Origin of the sequence: Frondihabitans sp. PAMC 28766 (assembly GCF_001577365.1) — a bacterium.
Classification (GTDB): Bacteria; Actinomycetota; Actinomycetes; order Actinomycetales; family Microbacteriaceae; genus Frondihabitans.
Genome location: NZ_CP014513.1, coordinates 2,062,123 through 2,085,307, shown reverse-complemented (window position 1 = coordinate 2,085,307; position 23,185 = coordinate 2,062,123). Strand labels below are relative to the sequence as shown.

Sequence of the window (23,185 nt, the reverse complement as noted above, 5' to 3'; positions counted from 1 at the left end):
CATCTTCTCGGTTAGACTCGTTCGGCACTTACTGTACCGAGTCTAGATACTGCACTGGAGCCACATGCGCACCCGCCTCCTCCCCCTCGCCGCCCTCGCTGCGGTGAGCGCCCTCGTCCTCGCCGGCTGCACCTCGGGAGGCGGGGCCGCGACCGGTGGCGCGAGCGCGGGCAAGCCCGTCACAGGCGGCACCCTCACCTACGCCACCGGCGACGCCGAGCCCACCTGCCTCGACCCGCACGTCGGCGGCAACTACCCGCAGGCACTCGTGGCGTCGCAGTATCTCGAGCAGCTGGTCTCGAAAGACACCAACGGTGACATCGTGCCCTGGCTCGCGACCTCGTGGGCGCAGTCGTCGAACGGTCTCACGTGGACCTTCACCCTGAAGAAGGGCGTGAAGTTCACCGACGGCACACCCTTCGACGCGGCGGCCGTCGTTGCGAACATGAACGCGGTCAAGGACCCGAAGACCCTCTCGTCGACCGGCTACCTCGCGCTCGGCAAGGTCAAGCAGACCGTCGCCGTGTCGACCGACAAGGTCCAATTCGACCTCAGCTCGCCCGACAGCGACCTGCTCGACTCGCTGACACAGCCGTGGCTCGCGATCGAGTCGCCGACGGCGCTCAAGCGGTCGATGGCCGTCAACTGCGACTCCCCCGTCGGCACCGGCCCGTTCGAGGTGACGAAGTGGGTCAAGCAGCAGGCCATCACGATGGTGCGGAACCCGCACTACACGTCGTCCGTGCACGACGCCGCCCACACCGGCGAGCCCTACCTGTCGAAGATCGTCTGGCGCTTCATCCCCGACTCCGCCACCCGCTATGCCGCCCTCCAGTCGGGCGAGGTCGACGTGATCGACAACGCCCAACCCGACTCGCTCGTCGCCGCCGCCAAGAGCTCGACGATCAAGGCGATCGACGCCCCGCGCCCCGGCGCCTCCGACCGCATCGAGCTGAATTCGTCCCAGGCCCCGTTCAACGACGAGAAGGTGCGCCAGGCGTTCATCACCGGCGTCGACGTCGACGCCGGCATCAAGAGCCTCTTCTTCGGCACCGCCAAGCGCTCGTACTCGCTGCTGTCGAGCGTCGAGCAGGACGGCTACTCCGACAAGTCGCTCTTCACGGTGAACACGACGAAGGCGAACAAGCTGCTCGACGAGGCTGGTTGGACGAAGCGCGACGCCGCGGGCTACCGCGAGAAGGACGGCAAGCAGCTCACGGTCCGCTTCCCGGTCAGCACCAACCAGTCCATCCCCGCCGAGATCTCGGTCTTCACGCAGATCCAGGAGGAGGCGAAGAAGCTCGGCTTCGACGTCGAGATCAGCCAGCTCGACCTCGCCTCCTGGTACGGCGCTCTCGCCGCGCACAAGTACGAGCTCGTCGACGCGCCGTACACGAAGGTCGGGCCGGGCGTGCTCGACATCCTGTACAACTCGTCGGGCATCACCCCGGCGCCGAGTGGCTACTTCGCCAACAACGCGCAGGTCGACGACCCGAAGCTCGACGCGATCCTGACCAAGGCGGGCGAGGAGTCGAACGCTTCGACCCGGCAGGATCTCTACGACCAGGCCCAGAAGATCGTGCTCGGCGGCTATTACGTGCTGCCGCTCTACGACCAGCAGAACCACTTCCTCTACCGCACGAGCGTGCACGGTCTCCGGGCCTTCCCGTCGGTATCGACGCCGAGCCTGTACGACGCCTGGCTGCAGAAGTGACCGCGGCCGGGCTGCCGGCCTCCTCTGCCGGGTCGCGCAGTGGCGCCCGGTGGGTCGGCGTGGCCCGGTGGCTCGGCGTGCGAGTGCTCGGGGCGATCGTCGTGCTCTGGGCCGTCGCCACGCTGATCTTCTTCGCCATCCGGCTTGTGCCGGGCGACCCGGCGCAGGCCATCCTCGGCGGCCCCGGGTCGCAGGCGTCCGCGGCCTCCCTCCGGCTGGTGCGCGAGCAGTACGGCCTCGACAAGCCGCTCGTCGTCCAGTACTTCCTGCAGCTCGGGCACCTCGCGGGCGGCGACCTCGGCACCTCCTATTCGCTGAAGCAGAGCGTGGCGAGCGTGCTGGCGGCCCAGGTGCCGCCGACACTCACGCTGGCCGCCGTCTCGCTGGCGGTCGCCTGGCTGCTGGCGCTCCTGCTCGCGTGGTGGTCGTCGCGCGGCGGCCGAGTCGCCGCGGCCGTCGGCTCGAGCCTCGGCGTGATCGCGTCGGCGGTGCCGCAGTTCTTGCTGGCGAGCGTGCTGATCGTGATCTTCTCGACGCAGCTGGGCTGGCTGCCGCCGGTCAGCACCGGCGGGGTGGCCGGCATCGTCCTGCCGGTCGTGACGCTGGCGATCCCCGTGGCCGGATTCCTCGGGCAGGTCACCCGCGACTCGCTGCTCGATGCCGCTGCGGCGCCGTTCGCCCTGTCGGCTCGGGCGCGCGGCGAAAGCGACACCGGAGTCTTCGGTCGCCACCTCCTCCGTCATGCCGCACTGCCGGGCCTGGCGCTGTCCGGCTGGGCGTTCGGCTCGCTGCTGAGCGGCGCCGTCGTCGTCGAATCCGTGTTCGCGCGGCCCGGTCTCGGCCGCACCCTCCTCCAGGCGGTCACCCTCCGCGACATCCCTCTGGTGACCGGGGTCGCTCTCGTGTCCGCCCTCGCCTACGTGGTGGTGGTCGCCCTGGGCGACCTGGCCGAGAAGGCCGTCGACCCGCGGGGGCGCGCGGCATGACGGTGCTGCCCACGCTGCCGACGACCGACGCCCGCGCAGCTCGGCCCGGTGCCCCCGATCCTGACGGCCGCAGGATCTCGTCGGCGAGGCGACGCTGGCCACTGACGGTCGTCGAGACGGTCGCCGCCGCGACCGTGCTGCTCATCGTCGTCGCGGCGCTGGCCCCGGGGCTGCTCGCGCCGCGGGACCCGCTCGCGATCGACCCCGCCTCCGCCTTCCAGGCCCCGTCGCTCGCTCACGTCTTCGGCACCGACGACTCGGGGCGCGACCTCTACACGCGAGTGGTGCACGGAGCCGGGGCGTCGCTGCTGATCGGCATCGCAGCCACCGTCATCGGAACGGCGCTCGGGCTGCTGCTCGGCACGGCGGCCGGCATCGGGCGTCGGGTCACCGACGTCGCCGTGGGGCGCCTGCTCGAGGTGCTGTTCGCGCTGCCGGGGCTGTTGCTCGCGCTCGTGATCATCGCATTCACCGGGCCGGGGCCGATCCCGGCCACGATCGCCGTGGGGCTGGCGACGGCGCCGGGCTACGCGCGCATCTTTCGCACACAGATCCGTCGCGTGCGCTCGTCGGAGATGGTCGAGGCGGCCAGGGTGCTCGGGCGGTCGCCGCGCGTGCTGCTGTTCCGTCACATCCTGCCGAACGCGCTCGCGCCGGTGCTCGTGCTCGCCACGCTCGGGGTCGGCCAGGCCGTCGTCTGGGCGTCGTCGCTGAGCTACCTCGGGCTCGGGTCGCCGCCGCCGGCGCCCGAATGGGGTGCGATGCTCGAGGCCGGGCGAACGTATCTCGGGGTGGCGTGGTGGATGACGGTCTTCCCCGGCATCGCCATCGTGCTCACCGCCGCCTCGACCACTGTGCTCGGCCGCGCCCTCACCCGGCGGGCTCCCCGATGACCGCGGTACGCCCCGCGGTACGCCCCGCGGTACGCCCCGCGGAGGCCGGTGAGTGGCACTTTCGTGCGGCTTTTCGGCGCTCATCCCGCACGAACATGCCACTCACCTCGCTCGGGCCGGAGGGTGGGCGATGAGCGCGCGCGGTGAGTGGGCACAAACGGCAAAGAATCGGGGCGGAAGCCTCGCTTTCTGCCCACTCGGCAGCCGGGGAGGAGCCCTGTGATCGGCAGCAGCAGCAGCAGCAGCAGCAGCAGCAGCAGGATCGTCGTGGAAGGGCTAAGCGTGGCGTTCGGCGGCGTCAGCGCGGTGCGCGACGTGTCGTTCACGCTGGGCGCGGGCGAGTGCGTGGCGCTCGTCGGCGAGTCGGGGTCGGGCAAGAGCGTCACCGCGCGGGCACTGCTGGGGCTCGCCGGCGGCAGCGTCACCGCAGCGGCGCTGAGGCTCGACGACGACGACCTGCTGCAGCTGTCCGGCCGTGCGTGGCGGCGCATCCGCGGGCCCCGCATCGGCCTCGTGCTGCAGGACGCCCTCGTGTCGCTCGATCCGCTGCGGCCCATCGGGCGGGAGATCGACGACGCTCTGCGCCTTCACACCCGCCTCACGGCAGCGGAGCGCCGCGCCCGCGTGCTCGACGTGCTCGCCGAGGTGGGCATGCCGGATCCTGCGACCCGTCGGGGCCAGCGCTCGGGCGAGCTCTCGGGAGGCCTGCGTCAGCGCGCCCTCATCGCCGCCGCTCTGGCCCTTCGGCCCGGCGTGATCATCGCCGACGAGCCGACCACGGCCCTCGACGCCGAGGTGCAGCGGCAGGTCGTCGACCGGCTCGCCACCCTGCGCGACGAGGGCGCCGCCGTGCTCGCCATCAGCCACGATCTCGGCGCGGTGCGGCGCCTGGCCGACCGCGTGGTGGTGATGCGTGACGGGCGGGTCGTCGAACAGGGGCCGACCGCGGCGATCCTCGATTCGCCCGCCGACCCGTACACGCGGGGGCTCGTCGCGGCCCTGCCCGCGGGCAAGCCTCGTGGTACGCGCCTCTCGGCCGTCGGCAATTCAGGTCAGAGGGTGGTCGCGAGGTCGAATTCGGATGCGAATCGGGCGCCGAGCCTGAATAACCAACCGCCCGTCCTCCGAGCGCGAGGCCTCACCCGCCGGTTCGCAGGACGCGGCAACACGACGCTCGCGGTCGACGACGTCTCGCTCGACCTGCACCCCGGCGAGACGCTCGGCCTCGTCGGGGCCTCCGGCTCGGGCAAGACCACCGTGGCCCGGCTGCTGCTCGGCCTCGACACCCCCGACGCGGGCACCGTCGAGCTGCGCGGCGAGCCGTGGAACCCCCTACCCGAGCGAGAACGCCGGGCGAGACGACACCACCTCGGCGCGATCTACCAGGATGCCCTCAGCTCGTTCGACCCCCGCATGACGGTGGGCAGGATCCTGGTCGATGCGCTCAGCGACGGGCGCGCCACGCGGGTGGGCGGCCGGGCCGCAGACGTGCGGCAGCTGCTCGCCGACGTCGGTCTCTCGGCCGACATCGCCGAGCGCTACCCGCGGACGCTCTCGGGCGGTCAGCGCCAGCGCGTGGCGATCGCCCGCGCCCTCGCGCCGCGCCCCGACGTGATCGTGTGCGACGAGCCGGTGTCGTCACTGGACGTGACGGTGCAGGCGCAGGTGCTCGACCTGCTCGACGAGCTGCAGCGCGAGCACGGGCTCGCCTATCTCTTCATCACGCACGACCTCGACGTGGTGCGGCACCAGAGCGACCGGGTCGCTGTGATGCGCGCCGGGCGGATCGTCGAGCAGGCGCCGGCCGAGCAGCTCTTCACGGCACCGCAGCACGACTACACGCGGGCGCTGCTCGCCGCCTCTGCGGGCTCCTGACCGTCGACCGACGGCTGCACGATGTCGATCGGCCCCGACTGTGCGAACTCCACCGCCCAGTCCGACTGCGCGACCTCGCTCGACTCGTCGGCGTAGGCCTCGATGAGCTCCTGCGCCTCCTCGTCGGTCGCGACCGACGGCCCCGACCCGAGCAGCGGCACGTTCGCCGTCTCCTTCGTGAACCACACCGACACGAGCCCGATCACGGCGGCGATCATCAGATAGAACGCCGGGATGTCATTCGCCCACGCGAACCCGCTGCGATGCGCCCACGCGACGAGCGCCTCGGTGGCGAGCGGCGTCGTGCCGCCGAAGAGCGACACCGACACGTTGAACGCGATCGCCAGGGCTCCGTAGCGGATGATCGTCGGGAAGAGCGCCGGCAGCGTCGAGGGCATCGTCGACGTGAACGTGACGAGCACCAGGCCCAGGATCAAGAGGCCCACGAACACGAGGAAGGTCGAGTCGGTCTGCACCAGCTTGAGCGCCGGCCAGGACAGGAACAGGAAACCGAGGCACCCCGCGAACAGCACCGGACGTCGGCCGAAACGGTCGGACAGTCGGCCGCCGAGCGAGATGACGGCCATCATCAGCACCATGACCACGATCACCAGGATCAGCCCGTTGGTCGCGTCACGCCCGAGGGTGGTCGTGAGGTAGGTCGGCATGTACGACAGCAGCATGTAGTCGGTCACGTTGAAGACGAGCACCAGCCCGATGCAGATCAGCAGCGCGCGCCAGTTCTCGGCGAAGAGGCGGACGAGGGGCAGCTTGACCGCTTCGCGTGACGCGGCCAGCTCTTGCTGCCGGGCGAACGCGGGGGTCTCTTCGAGCTTCAGGCGAAGGTACAGCCCGACGATGCCGAGCGGGCCTGCGACGAGGAAGGGAATGCGCCAGCCCCAGGAGAGCAGGGTGTCTTCGGGCATCGCGAACTGCAGGATCGTGACGAGCGACGCCCCGAGCACATAGCCGCCGAGGGTGCCGAACTCGAGGAAGGAGCCCATGAAGCCGCGGCGCTTGTCGGGTGAGTACTCGGCGATGAAGGTCGCCGCCCCGCCGTACTCCCCGCCGGTCGAGAAGCCCTGCACGAGGCGGGCGAGCAGCAGGAGCATCGGCGACCAGATGCCGATCGTGTTGAAGTCGGGCAGGAACCCGATGGCGAAGGTGCCGGCGGCCATCATGATCATCGTGACGGCGAGCACCTTCTGGCGGCCGATGCGGTCGCCGAGTGGCCCGAAGACGGCGCCGCCGATGGGACGGACGACGAACGCCGCCGTGAACGTGGCGAAGGTCAGGATCACGCTCAGGGTCGGGTTCAGGTCGGGGTAGAAGACCTTCGCCAAGGTCGTGGTGAGGTAGGCGAAGACACCGAAGTCGAACCACTCCATCCCGTTTCCCAGTGCGGCCGCAGCGACCGCTCGTTTCAACAGGGACTCTTCGACGACCGTCACGTCGTCGCTCGTCAGACTTCTGCGCATAAAAAATTCACTCCGGTTTCGTGACAAAAAACTCCACGAGCTTACCAGATGGCCAAAATGTCAGTGGACCCGTACCGTAGAGCAAGCCTGGGGAATGCCACGGGGCGTCATCTGATTTGGCTCTGAGTGTCGTCTCGTGAAGCATGGTCGACCGATCCGCACAGCACTTGAGTCAGGGGCTCCACATGAATAGATTCGTCCGCGCCGGGGCAGTGGCAGTCGCCGCCGCACTCCTCATCACCGGGTGCACGTCGCACTCGACCACCTCGAGCAGCACCGGGTCGTCGAAAGGCGGCACGCTCACGATCCTGTCCGACCAGAACCAGATCAGCCTCGACCCGGCCAAGAGCCAGGGTCTCGCGATCACCTCGCTCGGCCTGGTCTTCCGCCGCCTGACCACGTGGAAGATCGTTCCAGGCAAAGACCCGAAGGTCGTGCCCGACCTCGCGACGAACACCGGCACCCCGAGCGACGGCGGCAAGACCTGGACATACACGCTGAAGAGCGGCGTGAAGTACGCCGACGGCGACCCCATCACCACGGCCGACATCAAGTACGGCATCGAGCGCTCGTTCGCCCCGGCTCTCGCCGGCGGCCTGAGCTACCACAAGACGCTCCTCGTCGGCGGCTCGGCCTACACCGGCCCCTACTCGGGCAAAGACCTCTCGTCGATCGAGACCCCGAACGCCAAGACGATCGTCTTCCATCTGAACAGCGCCTACGGCGACTGGCCGTGGATCGCCTCGATGCCCGCGTTCTCGCCGGTGCCGAAGGCCAAGGACACCGACCCCGCGACCTACGGCAACGACCCGGAGGCGTCCGGGCCGTACCAGGTCGCCTCCTTCCAGCAGGGCACCGCGATCACGCTGAAGCGCAACCCGAACTGGAGCGCGAAGACCGACTCGATCCGCACCGCCGGCCCCGACAAGATCGTGCTCGGCATGAACGACAGCACGTCGACCACCACGCAGAGCCTCATCGCCGACTCCGGCTCGGCGAAGGACAGCTTCGGCGCCAGCTATCTCGGCGCCGCCGACCTCGCCCAGGTGAAGGCCAACCCGGACGCCGCGAAGCGCCTCTCGACAAGCAAGGCCGGCCCGCTCACCTATCTCGCGATCAACACTCAGAAGGGCGCGCTGAAAGACCTGAAGGTGCGCCAGGCTCTCGAATACGCGGTCGACCGCAAGTCGTACCTGATCGCATCCGGCGGCCCCCAGGCGGGCGAAGACGCGTCGACCCTCATCACGCCCGGCATCGCCGGCCGCAAGGCGTACAACCTCTACCCCGCAGGAGCCGACGGCGACGTCACCAAGGCCAAGTCGCTCCTCAAGTCGGCGGGTCAGTCGAGCGGACTCTCGCTCACGCTGCTCACGCAGAACGACACCTCGTCGCTCGCCCAGGCCCAGGCCCTCCAGCAGGGCATCGAGCGCGCCGGCATCAAGGTGACGCTGAAGCCCGAAGACCCGACGTCGTTCTACACCGACGCCACGGCGAACACGGCGAACTACGACCTGGCCCTGTACAGCTGGCAGCCCGACTTCCCCAGCGCGAACTCGAGCATCCAGCCGCTGTTCGCGTCCAGCGAGATCGGCAACGGCGGCAACAACGTGTCGCGCTACTCGAGCCCGGCCGTCGACAAGCTGATCGACCAGGCCACGGCGACGGTCGACGAGACCGACGCCCAGGCGCTCTGGGCCCAGGCCGACAAGCGCATCATGCAAGACGCGCCGGTCGTTCCGCTCACCTACGCCAAGCAGTCGTTCTTGCGCGGCTCGGGCGTGCAGAACTTCGGCATCGCGTCGTTCCCGGCCTACCCGAACTACCTCACCCTCTCGCTCCAGCAGTGACGACAGCACCAGCCCCGACCGGCGACGCCCCCGTCGTCCTGACCGCGCGTGATCTCGAGATCTCGTTCGCGGCAGCGTCCGGGGGCGTTCGCCCGGTCGTCCACGGCATCGGCTTCGAGCTGCGTCGCGGCCGCACGCTGGCCCTGGTCGGCGAGTCGGGGTCGGGCAAGAGCGTCACGGCCATGTCGCTGCTCGGGCTGCTGCCGCCGTCGGCTTCGGTGTCGGGCAGCATCCGGCTCGGCGACGACGAGCTCGTGGGTGCGCCGACGGCCCTGCTGCGGCAGGTGCGGGGCGGGCGGATCGGGACGATCTTCCAAGAGCCGATGAGCGCGTTCAACCCGGTGCTGCCGATCGGCTGGCAGATCACCGAGGCCCTCAGGGCACACGGCCGCGGCGGCTCGCACGACGCAGCTCGAGACCGGGTGACGGCGTTGCTCGAGAGCGTCGGCCTGCCCGACCCCGAGCGGGTACGCCGCGCCTTCCCGCACGAGCTCTCGGGCGGCCAGCTGCAGCGCGCCATGATCGCGATGGCGCTCTCGGGCGACCCCGAGATCCTGATCGCCGACGAGCCGACGACCGCGCTCGACGTGACCGTGCAGGCGGGCATCCTCGACCTGCTGCGGAGCGTCCGCGAGCGCTTCGGCACCGCCATCCTCCTGATCACCCACGACATGGGTGTCGTCGCCGACCTCGCCGACGACGTCATCGTCATGCGAGAGGGCTCGATCGTCGAGCGCGCGGACGTCATCGGCCTCTTCGCGAGCCCGCAGGCCGACTACACGCGAGCCCTGCTCGACGCCGTGCCGACCCTCGCCCCGCTCGACCTCGAGGGGGCGAGCACCAGCCGCACCACCGCCGAGGGGGCGCAGGATCCGCGCGGCCTCTCCCCCCGTGAGGCCTCGACGGCGACCCCCGCCGCCCTCCTCGACGCCGTCGACATCTCGTACGGCTCGAGGCGGGGCTCCTCGGCCAACGCCGTCGACGGAGTGTCGCTCACCGTTCCGGCCGGCCGGATCGTCGGGCTCGTCGGCGAATCCGGTTCGGGCAAGTCGACCATCGGCCGGGCCCTTGCCGGGCTCGTCTCGCCGCACGCCGGGCGAGTGCTCGTCGGCGGCACCGACCTCACGCGAGCATCGAGGCGGGATCTGCGGAAGGTGCGGGCCTCGATCGGCTACGTCTTCCAAGATCCTGCGTCGTCTCTCAACCCCCGCTCGTCGATCGGCGACAGCATCGCCGAGCCGCTGCGCCTGCACTCCCCCCTCGACGCGGCTGGCCGCAGCGCCCGCGTGCGCGAGCTGCTCGACGCCGTGCAGCTGCCCCGCGACGTCGAGGGCCGCTTCCAGCACGAGCTCTCGGGCGGCCAACGGCAGCGCGTCGCGATCGCCCGCGCCATCGCACTGCAGCCCGCGCTGCTGATCGCCGACGAGCCGACGAGCGCCCTCGACGTCTCGGTGCAGGCGCGCGTGCTCGACCTCTTGCGCGAGCTGCAGCGCGACCTCGGCTTCGCCTGCCTCTTCATCAGCCACGACCTCGCCGTCGTCGGCGACCTCGCCGACGAGGTCGCGGTCATGCACCGCGGGCGCATCGTCGAGCGCGGGCCGACGGACGACGTGCTGCGCCGACCGCAGGACGCCTACACGCGGCGACTGCTGGCGGCGGCCCCGGTCGCAGACCCTGACGCCCAGCGCGTTCGGCGCGAAGCGTGGCGCGAGCTGACCCCTGATCCTGCCGTCGCAGACGCCGCTCTGCCGGGCACCGCCCCGGGGGCCGCCGCATGAGCACCGACATCACCGTGCAGGACACCCCGGTCGACTCGTCGCGCGGATTCCGCGGCCTGGCCCGCCGTGTCGGGCGCGACCACTGGGCGGCGGCGGGCGCCATCATCATCGTGGTCATCGTGCTCGCGGCGATCCTGGCGAATGTGCTCTCGTCGATCACCGGGCAGGACCCCTACAAGTACCACCTGTCGACGCTCAGCGACTCCGGCGTGCCGCTCGGCGCGTTCGGCGGCATCTCGCCCACGCACTGGTTCGGCGTCGAGCCGTCGACCGGGCGCGACCTCTTCGCCATCGTCGTCTACGGCGCGCGCACCTCGCTGCTCGTCAGCATCTCGGCGACCGTGCTGGCCGTCGTGGTCGGGGTCGTCGTCGGCGTCACCACCGGGTTCTTCGGCGGCTGGTACGACCGCGTGATGAGCCGCTTCGTCGACGTGCTGTTCGGCTTCCCCAGCCTCGTCTTCATGATCTCGCTCACCGCCATCGTGCCGACCGCCTTCCCCAAGACCCTCCTCTTGGTGCTGGTGATCGGCTTCTTCGGCTGGCCGTCGATCGCGCGCGTGGTGCGCGGGCAGGTGCTGTCGCTCCGCGAACGCACCTTCGTCGTGGCCTCCACCGCGATGGGGGCCGGGCCCTGGCACGTGATCCTGCGCCAGGTCGTGCCCAACGTGTCGGCGACGATCGTGGTGTTCGCGACGATCTCGATCCCAAGCATGATCGGCGTCGAGGCCGCGCTCTCCTTCCTCGGCGTCGGGGTGCCGCCGCCCACGCCGTCGTGGGGCCGCACCATCGGGAACGCCATCCAGTGGGTGCAGACCGACCCGATGTACCTCGTCTTCCCCGGCCTTGCGCTCTTCCTCGTGACGCTGGCCTTCAACGTGCTGGGCGACGGGCTGCGCGACGCCCTCGACCCCCGCCGCCGTCAGGGAGGCCAGAGATGAGAACCGCTCGCTTCATCGCCTTCCGGCTGCTCGCCATGATCGTCGTGCTGCTCGTCATCGCCGCGATCACGTACGCGATCTTCTACCTGCTTCCGACCAACCCCGCGCGCCTCAGCTGCGGCAAGCCCTGCACCCCCGAGAACCTCGCCCGGGTCAAGGCGTACCTCGGCTACGACCTGCCCTGGTGGCAGCAGTTCGGCGAATACCTGCGCGGGGTCGTCGCCGGGCGCACCTACGGCTCGGGGGCGTCGGCCGTCGTCTGCGGGGCGCCGTGCTTCGGCTACTCGTTCCAGCTGAACGACACCGTCACCGACCTCATCGTGCAGCGGCTGCCCGTCACCGCGTCGATCGCCATCGGGGCGGCCATCGTCTGGCTCGTCTTCGGCGTCGCCGGCGGCGTCGTGTCGGCCCTCCGCCGCGGCACCCTGCTCGACCGCGGCATCATGACCATCGCCATCGCGGGGTGTCGGCGCCGGCATACCTGGTGGGCCTCCTCGCGATCCTGCTGTTCGGGTTCACCTGGAAGATCCTGCCCACCAGCGGCTACATCGCGTTCGGCGACGACCCCGTCGGCTGGTTCTCGCACCTCGTGCTGCCGTGGCTGACGCTGGCGTTCATCAGCGGCGCGATCTACGCGCGACTCACTCGCGGGCAGATGCTCGAGGTGATGAGCGAGGACTACATCCGCACCGCGCGCGCGAAGGGCCTCGGCGAGACGCGCGTCGTCGTGCGGCACGGGCTGCGCAACGCGCTGATCCCCGTGGTGACGATCTTCGGGCTCGACCTGGGGTCGCTGCTCGGCGGCGCCGTCATCACCGAGAAGGTCTTCTCGATGCAAGGCCTCGGCTCGCTGTTGATCAACGCGGTCGAGACGCTCGATCTGCAGGTCGTCGTCGGTTTCACCCTCTTCGCAGCCTTCCTCATCGTGCTCGCCAACTTCGTCGTCGACCTGGTCTACGGGCTGATCGACCCGCGCGTGACGGCTCGGGTGTGAGCATGGCGTCTCTCGGGGGCCCGGAGGCTCTCGCCCTCGGTCGGCGCGCCTGGCGGCTGACGCTCGTCGGCACGATGGTGTCGTCGCTCGGCTCGGGCCTCACGCTGCCCTTCCTCTTCGTCTACCTGCACGGGGTGCGAGACCTGACCCTGCCGCTGGCCGGCACGATCGTGGCGGTGGGCGCGGTCGCCGCGTTCGCGCTGGCGCCGGTGAGCGGCGCACTGGGCGACAGGATCGGGCTGGGTCGGCTACTGCTCATCGGCCTCCTGATGCAGGCGCTCGGCACCGCCCTTCTCGCCGTGCCGAGCGGCGCCCCGGAGGCGTTCGTCGCCGTGGCGCTCGAGTCGGGCGGCGCGGCCGTCACCTACCCGACGCTGAACGGTCTCGTCGCGCACCAGCTGCCACCGGCCGAGCGGCCGCACGCGTTCGCGCTGCGGTTCGGGGTGCTGAACGCCGGCATCGGGCTCGGCGGGCTCATCTCGGGGCTGTTCGTGTCGGTGCAGCACCCGGCGACGTTCCAGGTCGTCTATCTGCTCGACGCCGTGTCGACGCTGGTGGTGGTCGGGATCGTGTTCTTCGGGATGCGGCACAGCCCGGGGTATCGGGCCGATCGCCCTGCCGCCGCTGCTGCTTCGGCCGCCGCCGGCGAGGGCGCCAGCGCGGGGTCGGGGTCGGGGTCGGGCGACCGTGCTCGTCGGCGCGGTTACGGTGCCGTGCTCACCGACCGGGTCTTCGTGGCCTTCCTGGCCCTCAACTTCCTGCTCTACCTGTTCGGCTACGCGCAGCTCAACGGGCCGTGGGCCTCCTACGCGACCGGCGTTGTCGGTGCGAGCCCCCGCGTCGTCGGCATCGGCTTCGCGGCCAACACCGCCGTGATCGTCGTGTGTCAGCTCTTCGTCTCGCGGCTCACGAAGCGGTGGCGCCGCAGCCGGCTGCTGCTGATCGCGGGGCTGATCTGGACGGCCGCGTGGGGCATCTCGCTGCTCGCCCACCTGCCGATCCTGCACGGGTTCGGCGCCGCGGTCGCTCTGGCTCTGTCGCTCGGAGTCTTCGGCCTCGGCGAGACCCTCTTCGCCCCGCTCGAGGGCGGCCTGCCGAACGAGCTCGCGCCCGAAGACCTGCGCAGCCGGTACAACGCCCTCGCCTTCACGATGTCGTCGGTCGCCGGCTTCGTCGGGCCGCCGCTCGCCGGCGTGCTGCTCGGCAGTCGGGTGCCCGCGTCGTGGGCGCTCGTGATGACGCTCGGCATGGGCGTCACCGCGCTCGGGGCGATCGTGCTGGGGCGGGTGTTGCCGACGGCGGTCGATCGGCCCACGGTCGCCGTCGCGTCGGGCGAGCCTGCGGCCTGAGCCGCGCCCGCGGCGCCTTCCGTTGCGCCGCGCACCGCGGTGCCCGTGCCCGAGTGCCGGACTAGCCGCCGCGACGCGTCGCGGAGCGCCGTCCGATCCGGGGGCAAACCGGCGCCCGGCTCCGCTACTGCGCGGGCAAAGCGGCCTCGACGCTCGCCGACTGGGCTTCAGCGCGTCGCGTGACCAACCAGGTGCCGCACGCGACACTCACGACGACGATGGCCGCGAGCAGGATGCCATACGGCACGACTGCCACGAGCACCGCCCCGAGCGCTATGGAGACCGTCTGCGGCACACTCGTCGCCGTGTCGAAGGCCGCGAAGACACGCCCCTGCAACGCCGCCGGGGTGAGCCGCTTCGCGCGGGTCGAGGTGCCGGGCGGCTGCCCGGAGCCGCCGCGTCGCCGCCCTGCCGCTTCTGAAAGCGACAAGCGCACGCGGTTGTCGCGCCGCACTTGTCGCTTTCGGGAGCCACGAGTCGGGAGCAGCGATAGTTTTGACCGAACGGCTCCACGGTGATCAGACCGGGCCGCCGAGTGGACCGGGGGACACATGTCACGCCAGAGAAGTCTCGTCACGTCGAGCGCCGTCGTCGCTGCATCCCTCGCCCTCGCCTTGGCATCCTGCAGCACCCACTCCGACCCTCCCGGCCCCGTCCGCAGTGACGCGGTGAGCATCTCGACTCCGACCACGCCGTCGCAGGTGCGCACCCCGGCGGCGACGCCCACGCCGGCGCCCTCCTTCGACGTCGCCCACGATCGCGGGCCGGCCTCTGGGGCGACAGGCACGGTCGTCACGAACGCCGAGGGCGTCCCCACCAGCTACACCGTCGCCAGCGGCGACACGCAGGGCGATATCTGCCACCGTCTCGGCGTGCGCTGGTGGCAGCTGAAATCGGGAGGCCAGTTCCTCGGCACCTACCCCGACCTGACCGTCGGCGAGGTGATCGACGTCGTCGACATGCCCGAGTCGGCTGCCGGCGACGTCTCGTCGAACAATGCGCTCTGCTGAGCCTGGCTGCGTCGCGGCAACACCCTGCGCTTCGGCCGAGGTCCCAGCGCCGCGGCGCTGGGAGGTCGCCCGAAAGATAGGGTGTCGCAGATGCCGGGCCGACCGCTCAGGCCGAGACGTCGCCGCGGTAGGCTCCGTCGGCTGTGCCCTTCGACTCGATGTACTCCTTGAAGTTCTGCAGGTCTTTCTTGATGGCGTGGTTGTCGGCGCCGAGAGTCGAGCCGACCTTCTCGAGGAAGCCCTGGGGCTCCCAGTCGAGCTGCACGGTGAGACGCGTCTCGGTGTCGGAGAGCTTGTGGAAGGTGATGACGCCGGCGTGGTCGACCTCGCCGCCGGTGGAATTCCACGCGACGCGCTCGTCGGGGTGCTGCTCGGTGATCTGCGCCTCGAACGTCTTCTCGACCGGGCCCACCTTGACCGTCCACACGGTGAGGATCTCGGTGACCTGCTTGATCGACTCGACCTCGTCGAGGAATTTCGGGAACTCTTCGAACTGAGTCCACTGGTTGTAGGCGACGGATACGGGGACGTTCACGTCGATGGTCTCGATGGCCTGTGCCATGGGGTGCTCCTTCGCTCTTCACGCGAGCGCGAGAACCGCGCTTCGCGACCGGCGCGAAACGCGCCGGAGTCGCACGGTAGGTCGATGCGACCGTGCGTGCGCGGTCTCGTCGGCATGCACGGGCAGTTGGCAGGAGGCCGTCCCCCGTCGTGCGCGCTCGACCCTCTACGCCTCGAAGGCTGACGGGTCGCTCAGCCTGAACGGCCGCTCGGCCCGACGCACCATCGGCCTGAAGACGAGCGCGGCGACGAGCACCAGCGCACCCATCACCGCCATCGTCGGCCCGACGCCGAACCCGGTGGCGAGTGGGCCGGCGATGAGCGGCCCGATGCCCTGACCCGTCATCATGCCGACGCCGAGCAGGCCGAAGCCGAGCCCCTCCCTCCCGGCGGGCAGCGCGTCGCGGAAGGCGGTCTGACGGCCCAGCTCGTAGGCGAGCCCCATCGAGGCGACGCCGAGCAGCACGGCCGCGACCGGCACCGGCGGGTTCAGCGCGAGCGGCAGCACCGCCACGCCCAGCAGCCCGAGCAGCGGAAAGACGAGCCGCTCACGGGTCGCCGGGCTGCAGAGCCGACCGACGATCAGCTCGCCGACCAGCGCGCCCAGAGGCACCGACCCGATCAGGATCGCGGTGGTCGCCCCGTTCGCGTGCGCTTCGCCCGCGTAGGCCACGGCCAGCGACTCCGCGCCGACCATCAGGGCGAGCGGCGTCCACCACAGCAGCAGCAGCGTGCGGACGATGGGCACGCGCATCAGGGTCGCGTAGCCAATCAGGGTGTCGCCGAGGTGCCAGCGGGACGCAGCGGCGGGCCCGACCGCCGAAGCCGAGGCCGCGAGCCGCGGCAGCCCGACGATGCCGACGACGACGCCGGCCAACTGCAGCCCCGCGACGATGGCGAAGGCCTCCCGCGTCGAGAGGATCTGCAGGACGACCCCGCCCGCCGCGATCCCGACCAGCTGCGAGATCATGCTGGTGATCGTGAAGAGCGAGCGCCCGAGCACATAGCGGTCGCCGTCGAGCAGCCGCGAGACCAGCCCCGAGTTCGCCGCGCTGAACAGCGGCGCCACCATCGCGGCCGCGGCCACCACGGCGACCGACCCGACGAGGCCGAGCGCGCCCGTCGCCAGCAGCACCGCCACCACGAAACGCACGACGGCGCCCGTCACGATCAGCAACCGCGGAGGGAACCGGTCGGCCAGCGACGTGAGGAGCGCCCCGCCCACCACCTGCGGTAGGAACCCCGCGGCGAAGGCGATCGACGAGGCGGCCGGCGAGTGCGTGGCGGCGAACACGGACACCGAGAAGACCAGCATCTGGAAGGAGGCGCCCAGCATGGCCAGCGTCGTCGACAGGTAGACACCCGTGTAGCCGGTCGCGGCGAAGACCGACCCGTAGGTCGTGCGCGGCGGCGTGGTCGTGGTCATGAGGCAAGCATCCGGGCTGGACGCCGCGCAGAGTACTGTTTCGTTCACGAACGAAAGGTGAGGTGTGCTGCACTTCGAGACGGGCCCCGGCGACGTCGCGGCGTCGCGCTTCGCGGTCTCCCCTGCCGGCGAGACCGTGCGGCTCATCGGCTTGCTCGACCGGGCCCCGCGGCGCCTCCTCCCCTCGCTCATGCCTCGCTTCCAGGAGGCCTTCGCCCCGCTCGCAGCCCTGCCCGACGTGCGCCTGGTCGCCTGGCTGAGCGGCCCGTCGTACGGCGCCGACTTCGCGTCGCCGCCCCCGACGAGCATGGCGCAGACCATCGAGCAGGATGCCGAGGCGGTCCGGACGACCCCGCCCGCGAACGTCCGAGCCGAGGTCGCCGAGATCCGCAGCCGCCGTGCCGCCCCGCCCGACCTGGCCACGGCCCTCGACGACCCCGCTCTCGCCGACCGCGTGGCGTCGGCGATCCTGCTCGTGTGGCACGCCGTGCTCGCACCCGAGTGGCCGCAGCTCTTCGCCGTGCTGCAACGAGACGTGCGGTATCGCGCCGAGCGCCTGGCCGAGTCGGGCTGGGGCGCGGCCCTCGGCGGCCTGCACGAGCGCCTGCACTGGCGAGACGGCGAGATCACGATCGAGCGAGTGCCCGACGCGTGGATCCACCTCGACGGCAGGGGCCTGCTGCTCGTGCCGTCGGCATTCGTCTCGCCCGGCATCGCCGTCAACTACGACGAGCCGTGGCAGCCGAGCATCGTGTACGCGGCGCGCGGCGTCGGGCTGCTGGGCGAGCGGGTGGGGGCGAATTCGGGCGCCGGGGATGCGGCCCTGGCGGGCCTCCTGGGGCCGTCGCGCGCGCGGATCCTGCAGCTTCTCGCCGACCCGGGGTCGACGACGCAGCTGGCCACCCTCACCGGCTTCTCGGTGGGCGGCGTCGGCGACCACCTCGCGACGCTGCTCGCCGCGGGGTTGCTCACCCGCGAGCGGGCCGGGCGCTCGGTGCTCTACCGCCGGTCGCCTCTGGGCGACGCCCTCGTGGCCCCTCGTGAGGAGATGCCGACCCCTTAGGGGCCTGCGGCGGCGCTACGGTGCACTTTCTTTTCCCGACCGCACCGGGCTCAGCGCTGGTTGCCGGACCGGAGCCACGCGATGTAGTCGACCGCAACGCGCTCGGTGTCGTACTCGGGCTCGTACCCCGTGTCGTCGTGGATGCGCGTGATGTCGAGCCACTGCCGCGGGCGGGCGTCACCCTCGAGCAGATCGACCCGGAAGTCGGGCACGACCTGCGTGATCGCCGCGATGATCTCGGTGTTCGAGGTCGCGCGGCCCGAAGCGACGTTGTACGTGCGGTGGTTCAGCCTCTGGGCCGTCTGCAGCAGGGCGATGGCGCGGCCCGTTTCTTTCACGTAGGTCAGGTCGAGTGCGTCGCCGGCGTGGACGGGCACCAGGATGCCACTCAGGTCGGGCGCCGTGCCGGCAGCAGCCCCGTGGATCAGGGCCGGCGCCGCAAAAAACGGGTCCTCGTGCCCGAGCGGTCCCCACGTCCCCGAGATCCGCAGGTTGACGATCTCGACGCCGCTGGCCTCGGCGAGCTGCTCGCCGAGCAGCTCATCGATCTTCTTGTAGCGAGGGATGGGGTGGGGCGCCGAGAGCAGCACGGGGACGTCCTCACGAAGAGCGCCCGCGGTCGTCAGGCCACCGTAAACGCCGATCGTGCTGGCCATGGCGATGCGCTTCACGCCCCACTCCTCGGCCACCTGCACCACGTTGAAGAGCCCGTCAAGCGCCCTGCGCGCGTCGTCGACGGCGGAGCCGAGCCTGGCCGCGCGGTGTGAAAAGCCCCGTGGCATGGACGCGAGTGGCGAAAACTTCCTGCGTTCGCAAGCCGATCGCCCGTTTTTAGAGCGCCGGAATCGCAGCCGAGGAAGCGCTATCGCGCGTCCGCGCGGGGCAACGACGTCACCGAGCCGCCGACGGGATAGCGTCGAGGCGATGAGCGACGCAGGATCGACGACGGGGCCGGGCCGCCGCGACGCCGTCGTCTTCGACATCGACGGCACGCTGTGCGACGTGCGCGGCATCCGCCACTACGTCGAGGGGCCGGCGGGCGCGCGGCGGTTCCGGCCGAACTTCGACCGCTTCCATGCGGCGTCCATCTGGTGCCCGCCGCACCCCGACGTCGAGCGTCTCGCTCACGCTGCCCGCGAGGCGGGCCTCGCGATCGTCGTCGTGACCGGCCGGGGCGCCAAGTGGGCCGACCTCACCCGAGCGTGGCTGAGCAAACACGACATCCCGTTCGACGAGCTCTGGACTCGCGGGGCGACCGACCAACGACCGGATCACGTCGTCAAGACCGGGATCGAGCGCAAACTCTCGAAGCGGTTCCACGCGCTCCTGGCGCTCGACGACCGCATGGACATCATCGACGTGTGGCAGGCGGCCGGCATCCCGACGGTCCTGGTGGGCCCGGAGGGGAAGCTCGCCGAGCCGAGGCTGCCGCCGGGCGTGCCACTCGACCCGCGGGTGGCGGGGCTGCTGGCCGGCTGAAGCGCGACGCCGTGATCCTGCACCCCGCGGTCTCCGGCCCCGACAGTCCCGGCGACTACTGGTCGACCGTCGACCCCGCGATAGCGCTCAGCTCGGTGAAGTCGGCGTCCGAGAGCTGGAGCGCCGCGCCCGCGACGTTTTCGCGCAGGTGCGCCACCGACGACGTGCCCGGGATCAGCAGGATGTTGGGCGAGCGCCGCAGCAGCCACGCCAGCGCGACCGACATCGGCGTCGCGCCCAGCCGCGCCGACACGGCCGTCAGGGCATCGGTCTGCACCGGGCTGAAGCCGCCGAGCGGGAAGAACGGCACGTACGCGATGCCCTCCGCCGCCAGCTCGTCGATCAGCGCGTCGTCTCCTCGGTTGGCGAGGTTGTAGAAGTTCTGCACGCCGACGATCGGCGCGATCGCCTTCGCCTCGGCGACCTGCTCAGGTGTGACGTTGCTGACGCCCAGGTGCCGGATCAGCCCCTGCTGCTGCAACTCGACGAGCGTCGCGAACGCCTCCTCGATGGGCTCGGGCACGGGGCCCATCGGCCCGCCGGCGCGCAGGTTGACGACGTCGAGCACGTCGACTCCGAGCGTCTCGAGGTTGGCGTGGACGGCGTCGCGCAGCTGGTGCGGCGCTCGGGCGGGAGGCCAGCCGCCCTCGGCGTCGCGCAGGGCGCCGACCTTCGTCACGACGTGCAGCGACTCCGGGTACGGGTGCAGGGCCTCGCGGATCAGCTCGTTGACCACCCGGGGGCCGTAGGCGTCGGCGGTGTCGATGTGCGTGATGCCGAGGTCGACCGCGGCACGGAGCACCCGGATCGCCTCGTCGTGATCCTGTGGCGGGCCCATCACCCCGGGGCCGGCCAGCTGCATCGCGCCGTAGCCGACGCGGGTGACGCTCAGGTCGCCCAGGGTCCAGGTGCCGCCGGGAAGTGTCGTGTCGCTCATGTGCGTGCCTCTCGAGATATCAGGATGCGATGGGCCGGGTGGCGCCCTCGGCCCTCTTGCTCCACTATGGAGGGGTAGCTTCCTGCAGGGAAGCACGCACTCGCGAGTGCGTAGGTCACCCCGAAGTGCGAGGAGCAGGCCATGACGACCATGACGGCGGCAGCGAAGAAGGCCGAGGCCGCGGCGAAGTACAACGCGTTCTTGGCGGTGTGCCCGAGCCGCAAGCTGCTCGACAGGCTGTCCGACAAGTGGGTGACCCTGGCGCTGTGCGCACTGCGCGGCGACGACGGCGAGACGCTCTCGCTGCGGTACTCGGAGCTGTCGCGACGCCTGGTCGGCGTGAGCCAGAAGATGCTCACCCAGACACTCCGGTCGCTCGAACGCGACGGTCTCGTGACTCGCACCGTGGTCGCGACCGTGCCGGTCACCGTCTCGTACGAGCTGACCCCGCTCGGCGTCTCGCTGCACGAGACCGTCCGCGGCGTGAGGGCCTGGGCCGAGAACAATATGGACGAGGTCGTCGCCCACCGCGAGTCGTACGACGCCTGACCGCGTCGGAGTAGCGTGCCGGCATGGCCGACGGCGACGACGACGAGACCCGGGCGCCCGACGACCTCGGCGAGTTCGACGACGCGACCGGCTTCGGTGACGAGAGTCTCCTTTCGTTCGCTCCGACCCGGATCCTGCCGGTGCTGGGCACGGCGCTGCTGCTCGTCGCCCTGGGGGCTGCGGGGTTCGCCGCGACCGCCCTCGTTCTGCGAGTGGACGTCGCGTATCTGAGTGTCGTCATCCCGACACTGTCAGGCCTCACCGTGGCGGCAGGGCTCGCGCACGGTGTCTTCGGGTGGCGGGCCTACCGGACGTTCACCGAACCGGACGTGGCGCAGTTCATGCGCGTCCAGGTCGTCGGCCTCTGGGTCGTCTCCACGTGCTTCGTCGTCGCGGGGATCGTGGGAGGGGTGTTGGGGGCTGATCGGGGTCGGCTACGGCCTCGCCTCCTCGCTGCGCTTCGTCTTCGCGCGCCGGCGCGGCAAGCGCCCAGGCACCGTCGAACGCCTCTTCGCGACACTGTGGCCGTGGTTCGTCGGCGAATGCCTGTTCTGCATCGTCGCGCCGTTGGTCGCCGCCGTCATTTCGCTGCGGCTGACGCTCCCGCAGGCCATCGCCGATCGCTTCGTGAGCGACGCGCTGATCCTGCCGATCGCGGCGATCGTCGTGCTGGTGCTGTTGGCGCGTCGGCGGCCCCGCAAGGCCGTGGTGGACGCCTCGCGGTGAATCGCCGTACCGCAGGCGTCAGCCGTCGAAGTGCCCCGTCAGCCGCCGGTGGAAGCCCCGACTGCGCTCGTCGAGACCCTCGATCGTGACAGTGGCGCCGTGATCGCGGTACTTCGTCTCGATGGCGTCGAGGGCGGCCACGGTCGAGGCGTCCCAGATCTGGGCTCGGGTGAGGTCGATGGTGACGATCGTCGGATCCTGCGCGTAGTCGAACCGGTCGACGAGGTCGTTGCTGCTGCCGAAGAAGAGCGGCCCCGTGACGGTGTAGGTCACGGCGGCGGCGCCCGCCGCGAGTGCCCGGTCGACGCTGATCACGTGGGCGACCCGCCGAGCGAACAGCACCATCGCCAGCACGACTCCGACGATGACGCCGTAGGCGAGGTTGCTCGTGATCACGACCACGGCGATCGTGACGCCCATGACGATCGTTTCGGGCACCGGCATCCGGCGCAGGGTCGACGGCTTCACGCTGTGCCAGTCGACCGTCGTGACCGCGACGACCATCATCACGGCGGCGAGCGCCACCATCGGGATCTGCCCCATGATCGGGCTCAGCCCCGTGACGAGCGCGAGGAGGAAGACGCCGGCGACCGTGGTCGAGATCCTGGTGCGCGCCCCACCGGTCTTGACGTTGAGCAACGTCTGGCCGATCATCGCGCAGCCCGCGATGCCGCCGTAGAAGCCGGCGAGCAGGTTCGAGATGCCAAGCGCCCACGACTCGCGGCCCTTGTGCGACGGAGTGTCGGTGATCTCGTCGACGAGCTTCGCCGTGAGGAGGGTCTCCATGAGGCCGACGAAGGCGACGCTGAGCGCGGTCGGCCAGATCAACCGCAGAGTGGTGAGGTCGAGCGGCACGAGCAGGGGTGTGATGCCCGGCAGCTTGCCGGTCAACGGGCCCTCGTCGGCGACGTTCGGCACCACGAGGTGCGCCACGATCACGATGGCGGTGACGACGACGATCGCGATCAGCGGCGACGGCACGGCCTTCGTGAACCGAGGCACGACGAAGATGATGGCGAACGTCAGGGCGAAGAGCACGTAGGCGAGCCACGGCACGTTCAGCACGTGCGGCACTTGGGCGGTGAAGATCAGCACGCCCAGCGCGTTGACGAACCCCGTCATCACCGACCGCGGGATGAAGCGCATCAGCCGCGCGAGACCCGCGAAGCCGAAGACGATCTGGACGACCCCGGCCAGGATCACGGCCGGCAGCACGTACTGCACGCCGTGCTGGTGCACCAGCGGCGCGATCACGAGTGCCACCGACCCGGCCGCGGCCGTGATCACCCCGGGGCGACCACCGAGGATCGACATGGTGATGGCCAGCACGATCGACGCCACGAGGCTGACCATCGGGTCGACCCCGGCGACGATCGAGAACGAGATGACTTCGGGCACCAGGGCCAGCGTCGTGACCAGCCCGGCGAGCACTTCGCGCGAGAACTGCCGCGGCTCGCGCAGGGCGGTCCGCACCGTGACGGTTCGGCCGAGCGCGGTCGACGGTTCGGCTGCACTCACCTCGGCAACACTAGTCGTCTGGCGGCGGCCGCCTCACGCCCGCTGCGACCGATGGGTCGTCGGG

Annotated in this window: 22 protein-coding genes; 15 read left to right on the top strand and 7 right to left on the bottom strand. The window is 70.8% G+C overall.

Annotated elements, in window-relative coordinates; translation table 11 throughout:
• The first annotated feature begins 64 nt into the window (after positions 1-64).
• The 4 genes from AX769_RS10125 (at position 65) to AX769_RS10110 (ending at position 5,468) form a co-directional block, all read left to right on the top strand.
• Positions 65-1,714, top strand: coding sequence for an ABC transporter substrate-binding protein (locus tag AX769_RS10125; protein ID WP_066278807.1), 1,650 nt, complete (start codon positions 65-67; stop codon positions 1,712-1,714).
• The gene (locus AX769_RS10120) at positions 1,711-2,700 is read left to right on the top strand and encodes an ABC transporter permease (RefSeq protein ID WP_369824086.1); all 990 of its coding nucleotides are present in this window, start codon (positions 1,711-1,713) and stop codon (positions 2,698-2,700) included. Before AX769_RS10125 ends, AX769_RS10120 begins: the two co-directional genes overlap by 4 nt.
• Positions 2,697-3,593: an ABC transporter permease gene (locus tag AX769_RS10115; protein WP_082763670.1), complete on the top strand. Its 897-nt coding sequence runs from the start codon at positions 2,697-2,699 to the stop codon at positions 3,591-3,593. The genes AX769_RS10120 and AX769_RS10115 overlap by 4 nt, the downstream gene beginning before the upstream one ends.
• A 219-nt stretch (positions 3,594-3,812) precedes the next feature.
• Complete coding sequence (locus tag AX769_RS10110) at positions 3,813-5,468, top strand: ABC transporter ATP-binding protein (protein WP_239452004.1); 1,656 nt, start codon at positions 3,813-3,815, stop codon at positions 5,466-5,468.
• Here the strand turns inward: AX769_RS10110 and AX769_RS10105 are convergent.
• A complete protein-coding gene (locus tag AX769_RS10105; RefSeq protein WP_066278804.1) occupies positions 5,429-6,946 on the bottom strand; it encodes an MFS transporter in 1,518 nt (505 codons plus the stop codon). The genes AX769_RS10110 and AX769_RS10105 overlap by 40 nt on opposite strands.
• A gap of 185 nt (positions 6,947-7,131) precedes the next feature.
• On the opposite strand from AX769_RS10105, the gene AX769_RS10100 reads away from it, so the two are divergent.
• Genes AX769_RS10100 through AX769_RS10080 form a run of 6 tightly spaced genes read left to right on the top strand, consistent with a single transcriptional unit; the run spans position 7,132 to position 13,852 of the window.
• Positions 7,132-8,793, top strand: coding sequence for an ABC transporter substrate-binding protein (locus tag AX769_RS10100; protein WP_066278801.1), 1,662 nt, complete (start codon positions 7,132-7,134; stop codon positions 8,791-8,793).
• Positions 8,790-10,571, top strand: coding sequence for an ABC transporter ATP-binding protein (locus AX769_RS10095; protein ID WP_082763669.1), 1,782 nt, complete (start codon positions 8,790-8,792; stop codon positions 10,569-10,571). Before AX769_RS10100 ends, AX769_RS10095 begins: the two co-directional genes overlap by 4 nt.
• Positions 10,568-11,509, top strand: coding sequence for an ABC transporter permease (locus AX769_RS10090; protein WP_066278796.1), 942 nt, complete (start codon positions 10,568-10,570; stop codon positions 11,507-11,509). Before AX769_RS10095 ends, AX769_RS10090 begins: the two co-directional genes overlap by 4 nt.
• The gene (locus tag AX769_RS26000; RefSeq protein ID WP_239452003.1) at positions 11,506-12,114 is read left to right on the top strand and encodes an ABC transporter permease; all 609 of its coding nucleotides are present in this window, start codon (positions 11,506-11,508) and stop codon (positions 12,112-12,114) included. Before AX769_RS10090 ends, AX769_RS26000 begins: the two co-directional genes overlap by 4 nt.
• Positions 12,009-12,503: an ABC transporter permease gene (locus AX769_RS25995; RefSeq protein ID WP_239452027.1), complete on the top strand. Its 495-nt coding sequence runs from the start codon at positions 12,009-12,011 to the stop codon at positions 12,501-12,503. The genes AX769_RS26000 and AX769_RS25995 overlap by 106 nt, the downstream gene beginning before the upstream one ends.
• Before the next feature lie 2 nt (positions 12,504-12,505).
• Complete coding sequence (locus AX769_RS10080; protein WP_066278793.1) at positions 12,506-13,852, top strand: MFS transporter; 1,347 nt, start codon at positions 12,506-12,508, stop codon at positions 13,850-13,852.
• A gap of 124 nt (positions 13,853-13,976) precedes the next feature.
• Here the strand turns inward: AX769_RS10080 and AX769_RS10075 are convergent, their stop codons facing one another.
• Positions 13,977-14,282 carry a hypothetical protein gene (locus tag AX769_RS10075; protein ID WP_157887557.1) on the bottom strand — a complete coding sequence of 102 codons (306 nt, stop codon included), beginning with the start codon at positions 14,280-14,282 and terminating at the stop codon, positions 13,977-13,979.
• Between the two features lie 121 nt (positions 14,283-14,403).
• On the opposite strand from AX769_RS10075, the gene AX769_RS10070 reads away from it, so the two are divergent.
• The gene (locus AX769_RS10070) at positions 14,404-14,862 is read left to right on the top strand and encodes a hypothetical protein (protein WP_066278789.1); all 459 of its coding nucleotides are present in this window, start codon (positions 14,404-14,406) and stop codon (positions 14,860-14,862) included.
• Positions 14,863-14,968: 106 nt separating this feature from the next.
• On the opposite strand, the gene AX769_RS10065 is transcribed toward AX769_RS10070, so the two are convergent.
• Together AX769_RS10065 and AX769_RS10060 are read right to left on the bottom strand one after the other, a co-directional pair.
• The gene (locus AX769_RS10065) at positions 14,969-15,424 is read right to left on the bottom strand and encodes an SRPBCC family protein (RefSeq protein ID WP_066278786.1); all 456 of its coding nucleotides are present in this window, start codon (positions 15,422-15,424) and stop codon (positions 14,969-14,971) included.
• Between the two features lie 165 nt (positions 15,425-15,589).
• Entirely contained in the window at positions 15,590-16,849 is a 1,260-nt protein-coding gene (locus AX769_RS10060; protein ID WP_066278785.1) for an MFS transporter, read from the bottom strand.
• A 64-nt stretch (positions 16,850-16,913) separates the two neighbouring features.
• On the opposite strand from AX769_RS10060, the gene AX769_RS10055 reads away from it, so the two are divergent.
• A complete protein-coding gene (locus AX769_RS10055) occupies positions 16,914-17,912 on the top strand; it encodes a DUF5937 family protein (RefSeq protein WP_066278783.1) in 999 nt (332 codons plus the stop codon).
• A gap of 50 nt (positions 17,913-17,962) precedes the next feature.
• Here AX769_RS10055 and AX769_RS10050 read toward each other — a convergent pair whose 3' ends face one another.
• Complete coding sequence (locus tag AX769_RS10050) at positions 17,963-18,694, bottom strand: NAD(P)-dependent oxidoreductase (protein ID WP_239452002.1); 732 nt, start codon at positions 18,692-18,694, stop codon at positions 17,963-17,965.
• A 142-nt stretch (positions 18,695-18,836) separates the two neighbouring features.
• Here AX769_RS10050 and AX769_RS10045 point away from each other — a divergent pair, with 142 nt between their 5' ends.
• Positions 18,837-19,391: an HAD family acid phosphatase gene (locus tag AX769_RS10045; RefSeq protein ID WP_066278776.1), complete on the top strand. Its 555-nt coding sequence runs from the start codon at positions 18,837-18,839 to the stop codon at positions 19,389-19,391.
• Between the two features lie 55 nt (positions 19,392-19,446).
• Here the strand turns inward: AX769_RS10045 and AX769_RS10040 are convergent, their stop codons facing one another.
• Positions 19,447-20,328: an oxidoreductase gene (locus AX769_RS10040; protein WP_066278774.1), complete on the bottom strand. Its 882-nt coding sequence runs from the start codon at positions 20,326-20,328 to the stop codon at positions 19,447-19,449.
• Between the two features lie 141 nt (positions 20,329-20,469).
• On the opposite strand from AX769_RS10040, the gene AX769_RS10035 reads away from it, so the two are divergent.
• Together AX769_RS10035 and AX769_RS23885 are read left to right on the top strand one after the other, a co-directional pair.
• Positions 20,470-20,877, top strand: coding sequence for a helix-turn-helix domain-containing protein (locus AX769_RS10035; RefSeq protein ID WP_066278772.1), 408 nt, complete (start codon positions 20,470-20,472; stop codon positions 20,875-20,877).
• Between the two features lie 567 nt (positions 20,878-21,444).
• Positions 21,445-21,603, top strand: a complete 159-nt coding sequence (locus AX769_RS23885; protein ID WP_157887555.1) for a hypothetical protein — start codon at positions 21,445-21,447, stop codon at positions 21,601-21,603.
• An 18-nt stretch (positions 21,604-21,621) separates the two neighbouring features.
• Here AX769_RS23885 and AX769_RS10030 read toward each other — a convergent pair whose 3' ends face one another.
• Positions 21,622-23,121, bottom strand: coding sequence for a SulP family inorganic anion transporter (locus AX769_RS10030; protein ID WP_066278770.1), 1,500 nt, complete (start codon positions 23,119-23,121; stop codon positions 21,622-21,624).
• Between the last annotated feature and the right edge of the window lie 64 nt (positions 23,122-23,185).

What these genes read in the sequence shown, in the direction of transcription:
- AX769_RS10045 (WP_066278776.1), top strand. Translation starts at nt 18,837, where the DNA reads ATGAGCGACGCAGGATCGACGACGGGGCCGGGCCGCCGCGACGCCGTC.
- AX769_RS26000 (WP_239452003.1), top strand. Translation starts at nt 11,506, where the DNA reads ATGAGAACCGCTCGCTTCATCGCCTTCCGGCTGCTCGCCATGATCGTC.
- AX769_RS10060 (WP_066278785.1), bottom strand. Translation starts at nt 16,849, where the DNA reads ATGACCACGACCACGCCGCCGCGCACGACCTACGGGTCGGTCTTCGCC.
- AX769_RS10040 (WP_066278774.1), bottom strand. Translation starts at nt 20,328, where the DNA reads ATGAGCGACACGACACTTCCCGGCGGCACCTGGACCCTGGGCGACCTG.
- AX769_RS10105 (WP_066278804.1), bottom strand. Translation starts at nt 6,946, where the DNA reads ATGCGCAGAAGTCTGACGAGCGACGACGTGACGGTCGTCGAAGAGTCC.
- AX769_RS10070 (WP_066278789.1), top strand. Translation starts at nt 14,404, where the DNA reads ATGTCACGCCAGAGAAGTCTCGTCACGTCGAGCGCCGTCGTCGCTGCA.
- AX769_RS10090 (WP_066278796.1), top strand. Translation starts at nt 10,568, where the DNA reads ATGAGCACCGACATCACCGTGCAGGACACCCCGGTCGACTCGTCGCGC.
- AX769_RS10115 (WP_082763670.1), top strand. Translation starts at nt 2,697, where the DNA reads ATGACGGTGCTGCCCACGCTGCCGACGACCGACGCCCGCGCAGCTCGG.
- AX769_RS10050 (WP_239452002.1), bottom strand. Translation starts at nt 18,694, where the DNA reads ATGCCACGGGGCTTTTCACACCGCGCGGCCAGGCTCGGCTCCGCCGTC.
- AX769_RS10125 (WP_066278807.1), top strand. Translation starts at nt 65, where the DNA reads ATGCGCACCCGCCTCCTCCCCCTCGCCGCCCTCGCTGCGGTGAGCGCC.
- AX769_RS10100 (WP_066278801.1), top strand. Translation starts at nt 7,132, where the DNA reads ATGAATAGATTCGTCCGCGCCGGGGCAGTGGCAGTCGCCGCCGCACTC.
- AX769_RS10035 (WP_066278772.1), top strand. Translation starts at nt 20,470, where the DNA reads ATGACGACCATGACGGCGGCAGCGAAGAAGGCCGAGGCCGCGGCGAAG.
- AX769_RS10080 (WP_066278793.1), top strand. Translation starts at nt 12,506, where the DNA reads ATGGCGTCTCTCGGGGGCCCGGAGGCTCTCGCCCTCGGTCGGCGCGCC.
- AX769_RS10065 (WP_066278786.1), bottom strand. Translation starts at nt 15,424, where the DNA reads ATGGCACAGGCCATCGAGACCATCGACGTGAACGTCCCCGTATCCGTC.